1 protein-coding gene is annotated in these 6,433 nt (G+C 67.7%); it reads left to right on the top strand.

Annotation, left to right across the window (positions count from 1 at the left end; translation table 11 throughout):
- The coding region (locus EPN51_RS07650) for a non-ribosomal peptide synthetase (RefSeq protein ID WP_293039834.1) at window positions 1–6,433 on the top strand (6,433 nt) is incomplete at both ends.

Below are 6,433 nucleotides of genomic sequence, written 5' to 3'. Positions count from 1 at the left end.
AACCTCCCGGGCGATCAGCGAACTGGCGCGCTCATCCCACAGCACCGTCAACACCGTGCTGCAGGCCGCATGGGCCCAGCTGCTGATGTGGCTGACCGGCCAGCATGACGTGGCCTTCGGTGCGGTGGTCTCGGGTAGGCCGGCCGAGGTGATCGGTTCGGATTCGATGGTGGGCCTGTTGATCAACACCGTGCCGGTGCGCGCGACGTTCAGCGCGGCTATCACCACCGCCGACCTGCTCGACCAACTGCAAACCGCCTACAACAGCACGCTGGACCACCAACATCTGGCACTGAGCGAAATTCACCGGATCACCGGCCACGATCAGCTCTTCGACACCTTGTTCGTGTACGAAAACTATCCGGTCGACACCGCCGCGTTCCCCGGCATCGACGGGTTCGGTATCACCGAGATCCACGGTCGCGAATCGACCCACTATCCGCTGACGATGGCGGCCCGGCCGGGCAATGAATTGGAGCTTCGCCTCGAATTCGATACCGATGTGTTCGCGGCGGAGGGCATCGACGCGCTGGTCGAGCGATTGCTGCGGATGTTGGTGGCGATGAGCGCCGATCCGGGGCAGCGACTTTCGGCGGTGGATCTGCTCGACGAGGGTGAGCACGCCACGCTGGCTGAGTTCGGTAACCGCGCGGTGTTGACCCGGCCTGCGCCCCGCGCGGTGTCGATTCCCGAGTCGTTCGCCGAACAGGTGAACCGCATCCCAGAGGAAGTAGCGGTCACCTTCGGCAGCACCTCGATGACCTACCGCGAACTCGACGAGGCCGCCAACCGGTTGGCGCACCTGCTAACCGTCCATGGCGCGGGGCCGGGACAGTATGTGGCGCTACTGCTTTCGCGTTCCGCCGAGGCAGTCGTAGCGATGCTGGCGGCACTGAAGGCTGGGGCCGCCTACCTGCCCATCGACCCGGCACTGCCGGCGGCGCGCATCGGATTCATGATCGGCGACGCCGCCCCGATTGTCGCGATCACCACCGCCGCGCTGCGCCCCCGGTTGAACGAGTGCGACGTGACGGTCATCGACGTCGACGATCCTGGTATTGCCACGCAACCCAGCACGGCCTTGCCCGGGCCGGACCCCGACGATATCGCGTACCTGATCTACACCTCGGGCACCACCGGCGTCCCCAAAGGCGTGGCCGTCACCCATGACAACGTGACCCAGCTGATGAAGTCACTGGACACCTGGACGCCGCCGAAACAGGTGTGGGCGCAGTGGCATTCGCTGGCGTTCGATGGCTCAGTCGAGGAGATCTGGGGTGCGCTGCTACAAGGTGGGCGGTTGGTGGTGGTCCCCGAGTCGGTGGCCGACTCACCGGGTGACTTCCGCGCCTTGCTGGTTGCTGAGCGGGTCAGCGTCCTAAGTCAAACCCCGTCCGCGGTGGCGGCGCTGTCGGCCGAAGGGCTGGACGCGGTGTCATTGCTGGTGGCCGGTGAGGCGTGTCCGGCCGAGGTGGTGGATCGGTGGGCGCCGGGGCGGGTGGTGGTTAATGCCTACGGCCCGACGGAGATCACGGTGTGTGCGTCCAGGACCGCACCGTTGACGGCGGGTTCGGGGGTGCCGCCGATCGGTGCTCCGGTGCCCACCGCGGCGTTGTTTGTGTTGGACGGGTGGCTGCGCCCGGTGCCGATCGGGGTGGTCGGCGAGTTGTATGTGGTAGGCGGCGGCGTCGCTGTCGGGTATGTGCGCCAAAGTCCTTTAACGGCTTCGCGATTCGTGGCGTGCCCGTTCGCCGGTCTGGGCGCACGGATGTATCGCACCGGGGATCTGGTGCGCTGGGGCCCCGATGGGCAGCTGCACTACCTCGGGCGCGCCGACGAACAGGTCAAGATCCGCGGCTACCGCATCGAACCCGGCGAAATCCAAACCGTCCTAACAACTGTCGAGGGCGTCGACCAAGCCGTCGTCATCGCCCGCGAAGACCGCCCCGGCGACAAACGCCTCATCGGCTACATCACCGGCACCGCCGACCCCACCCAGGCGCGCACCGCACTGGCCGAACGGCTCCCGCCCTACATGGTCCCGACCGCGCTGGTAGCGCTCGACGCCCTCCCACTCACCCCCAACGGCAAACTCGACACCCACGCCCTGCCCGCACCCGAATACACCGGGAGCGGGTATCGCGCCCCGGGTGATCCGGTCGAGGAGATCCTGGCCCGCATCTACGCCGACGTGCTGGGTGTGCGACGGGTAGGCGTCGACGACTCGTTTTTCGCTTTGGGCGGGGATTCACTGTCGGCGATGCGCCTGATCGCGGCGGTAAACACCGGCCTGGACGCCGATCTTTCGGTGCGTACCGTGTTCGACGCGCCCACGGTGGCACAGCTGGCCCCACGTGTCGGTATCGGCGGAGGCGGATTAGACCCGTTGGTGGCCGGTGCCCGTCCGCGGGACGTGCCGTTGTCGTTTGCCCAATCCCGGTTGTGGTTTCTGGATCAGTTACAAGGCCCCTCTCCCGTCTACAACATCGCGGTGGCGCTGCGGCTGGGCGGGGACCTCGATGCCGGGGCGTTGGGCGCCGCATTAGCCGACGTGGTGAGCCGTCATGAGAGCCTGCGCACCCTGGTCGTCGCCCCCGCGGGGATTCCGCAACAGCTGGTGCTTCCGGTCGAGCGGGTCGAGGTGGATTGGCGGGTCGTTGAGGCCAGCAGCTGGGCGCCCGCCCGGCTGGATGATGCTTTGCAGGACGCGGCGCGCTATCCCTTCGATTTGGCAACCGAGATCCCTTTGCGGGCAACACTTTTCCGTCTCGACGAGGACGAACATGTACTTGTAGCGGTGGTCCATCACATCGCCGCCGACGGCAGATCGATAACCCCGCTGGCACGCGATCTGGGGGTGGCCTACGCGGCCCGGCGACACGGGCAAGCCCCGCAGTGGGCACCCTTGCCGGTGCAGTACGTCGATTACACGCTGTGGCAGCGCACCCAGTTCGGAGATCTGGCCGATACCCACAGTCGCATCGGTTCACAGCTGGCCAGTTGGGAGCAGACGCTGGCCGGGCTGCCCGAGCGGCTGCAGTTGCCCACCGATCGGCCCTATCCGCTGGTGGCGGATCAGCGCGGCGCCAGTGTGGCGCTGGAGTGGCCCGCAGAGATGCAGCAGCGGGTGGCCGCGTTGGCCGCCGAGCACAACGCCACCAGTTTCATGGTGGTGCAAGCCGCTTTGGCGGTGCTGCTCGCCAAACTCAGTGCCAGTTCCGATGTGGCGGTGGGTTTTCCGATCGCGGGGCGGCGTGATCCCGCGCTCGACGAGTTGGTGGGATTCTTCGTCAATACCCTGGTGCTGCGCGTCGACGTGGGCGGTGATCCCACCGTGGCCGAGGTGCTGGCCCAGGTGCGCGAGCGCAGTCTGGCCGCCTACGAGCACCAAGACGTGCCCTTCGAAGTCCTTGTTGAGCGGCTGAATCCGACCCGCAACCTGACCCATCACCCACTCGTGCAGGTCGTGTTGGCCTGGCAGAACTTCGCCGGGGACCCGGCCGCCGAGTTGAGTTTGGGTGATCTGGAGGTCAGCTCGTTACCGGTCACCACCCAGACCGCACGCATGGACCTGACACTCTCACTGGCCGAACGCTGGACCCAGGCCGGTGCGCCCGCCGGCATAAGCGGGGCGGTCGAGTTCCGCACCGATGTCTTCGACCCCGACACCATCCAAGCGCTCATCGCACGGTGGCAGCGGGTGTTGGTGGCCATGACCGCCGACGCCAACCGCACGCTGTCGTCGATCGATGTGCTTGATGAGTCCGAGCGTGTCCGGTTGGCGGTGCTGGGTAACCGGGCGGTGTTGACCCGGCCTGCCGTCCCGACGGTGTCCATCCCGACGTTGTTCGCCGAACATGTGGCCCGCACGCCCGAGGCGGTGGCGGTCACCGTCGAGGGCCAGTCGATGACCTACCGCGAGCTTGATCAGGCCGCGAACCGGTTGGCACATTTGTTGACGGCCCACGCAGTGGGCCCGGGTCGATGCGTGGCGCTGTTGTTTTCCCGCTCGGCCGAGGCGATCGTGGCGATCCTGGCCGTGCTCAAGAGCGGCGCGGCGTACTTGGCGATCGACCCGGCGGTCCCCGCGGCGCGGATGCGGTTCGTGCTCAGCGACGCGGCGCCGGCGGCGGTGATCACTACCGCCGAGCTATCCGAGCGGCTCGACGGGGTCGACGTGACGGTCATCGAGGCCAGCGATCCTCGCATTCACACCTATCCCAGCACCGCACTGCCGGCGCCGGGCCGCGACAACATCGCTTACCTGATCTACACCTCGGGCACCACCGGTGTGCCCAAAGGCGTTGCCATCACCCATGACAACGTGACCCAGCTGTTGGGGTCACTGGACGCCGGGCTGCCCGCGGCGGGCGTGTGGACGCATAGTCACTCGTTGGCCTTTGACGTCTCGGTCTGGGAAATCTTCGCTCCGCTGCTGCGCGGTGGGCGCCTGGTGGTGGTGCCCGAACCGGTGGCCGACTCACCGGAGGACTTTCATGAGCTGCTGATCACCCAGGGCGTCAGCGTGTTGACCCAGACCCCCTCTGCGGTGGCGATGCTCTCCCCGCAGGGGTTGCAGTCGACGGCGGTGGTGATAGTCGGCGAGGCCGGCTCGCCTGAGGTGGTGGACCGCTGGGCGCCGGGACGCGTGATGGTCAACGCCTATGGCCCCACCGAGACGACGATGTGCGTGGCGATCAGCGCCCCGCTGGCGCCAGGTGCCGGAGTGGTGCCCATCGGCGCGCCGGTAGCCGAGGCGGGGGTGTGTGTGCTGGACGCTTGGTTGAACCCGGTGCCCGCCGGGGTGATCGGCGAGCTGTACGTGGCCGGTGCCGGCGTGGGGGTCGGGTACCTCGGTCGGGCCGGGTTGACCGGGTCACGCTTCGTGGCCTGCCCGTTCGGCGGGCCGGGGACGCGGATGTATCGCACCGGAGATCTGGTCCGCTGGGGCCCCGATGGGCAGCTGCACTACCTCGGGCGCGCCGATGAACAGGTCAAGATCCGCGGCTACCGCATCGAACTCGGCGAAATCCAAACCGCGCTGAGCGCACTCGAGGGCGTCGACCAAGCCGTCGTCATCGCCCGCGAAGACCGCCCCGGCGACAAACGCCTGGTCGGCTACATCACCGGCAGCGCAGACCCCACCCAGGCGCGGACCGCCCTGGCCGAACGGCTCCCGGCCTACATGGTCCCGGCGGCGGTGGTGGTCATCGAGGCGCTGCCACTGACCCCCAACGGCAAACTCGACACCCACGCCCTGCCGGCACCGGAATACACCGTCGCCGGGTATCGCGCCGCGAGTGATCCGGTCGAGGAGATCCTGGCCCGCATCTACGCCGACGTGCTGGGCGTGGACCGCGTTGGCGTCGATGACTCCTTCTTCGACCTGGGTGGCGACAGCATCTTGTCGATGCAGGTGGTGGCCCGGGCCCGGGCGGCCGGGGTGTTGTGTCGGCCGCGCGACATCTTCGTCGAGCAGACCGTGGCCCGGCTGGCCCGGGTGGCCGCGGTGGCTGACGATGCGGATAGACCGGACGATACGGGCATCGGGGCGGTGACCGCGACGCCGATCATGCGCTGGCTGCAGTCCGTGGACGGCCCGATCGACGAGTTCAATCAGACGGTAATAGTGCGGGCACCGGTGGGAGTCACCGAGTCCGACGTTGTGGCGGTGTTGCAGGCGTTGCTGGACCGGCATGCCATGTTGCGGCTGCGCGTGGATGGCGACGGCGCCGGGGGCTGGTCGCTGTGGGTGCCCGAAGCCGATGCAGTGGACGCAGCCGCCAGTCTGCAACGGGTCGACGTGCTCTCCGCTGAGGCCCTGACGGCGGCCCGGGCCCGGCTGAACCCGGACACCGGCTCCATGCTCAGCGCCTTGTGGGCAGCCGACACCGGCGAATTGGCGATGATCATCCACCACCTGGCCATCGACGGGGTGTCCTGGCGAATCCTGCTCGAAGACCTCAACATCGCTTGGGCCCAACACCACAGCGGCCAACCGATCGTCCTGCCGACAGGAGGCACCTCGTTCGCCCGGTGGTCAGCACTGCTAACCGAACACGCCCACAACGCGACGGTGGTCGACCTTGCAAAGCCATGGCGGCAGGTAGCCGCCGCGTCGGCGCTATTGCCCGCGGCGCAACCCGCTGTGGATACCTATGCCCGTGCCGCGCGGTTGTCAGTGCAGCTGGACCCCGAGACCACACAAATCCTGCTCGGTGAGGTGCCCGCAGCGTTTCACGCCGGCATTCAAGACATCATGTTGATCGCGTTCGCGATGGCGATCGCGGAGTTCTTGGACACCGGCGCTGCGCCGATCGGCATCGACGTGGAAGGCCACGGCCGCGCCGAAGAACTGGCCGCCGAGGTCGACCTGTCGCGCACCGTGGGATGGTTCACCACCAAATACCCCGTCGCGCTGACCGTCGGCGGA

The organism is Mycobacterium sp. (assembly GCF_004298145.1).
Classification (GTDB): Bacteria; Actinomycetota; Actinomycetes; order Mycobacteriales; family Mycobacteriaceae; genus Mycobacterium.
This window is presented reverse-complemented; position numbering and strand designations above follow the sequence as displayed.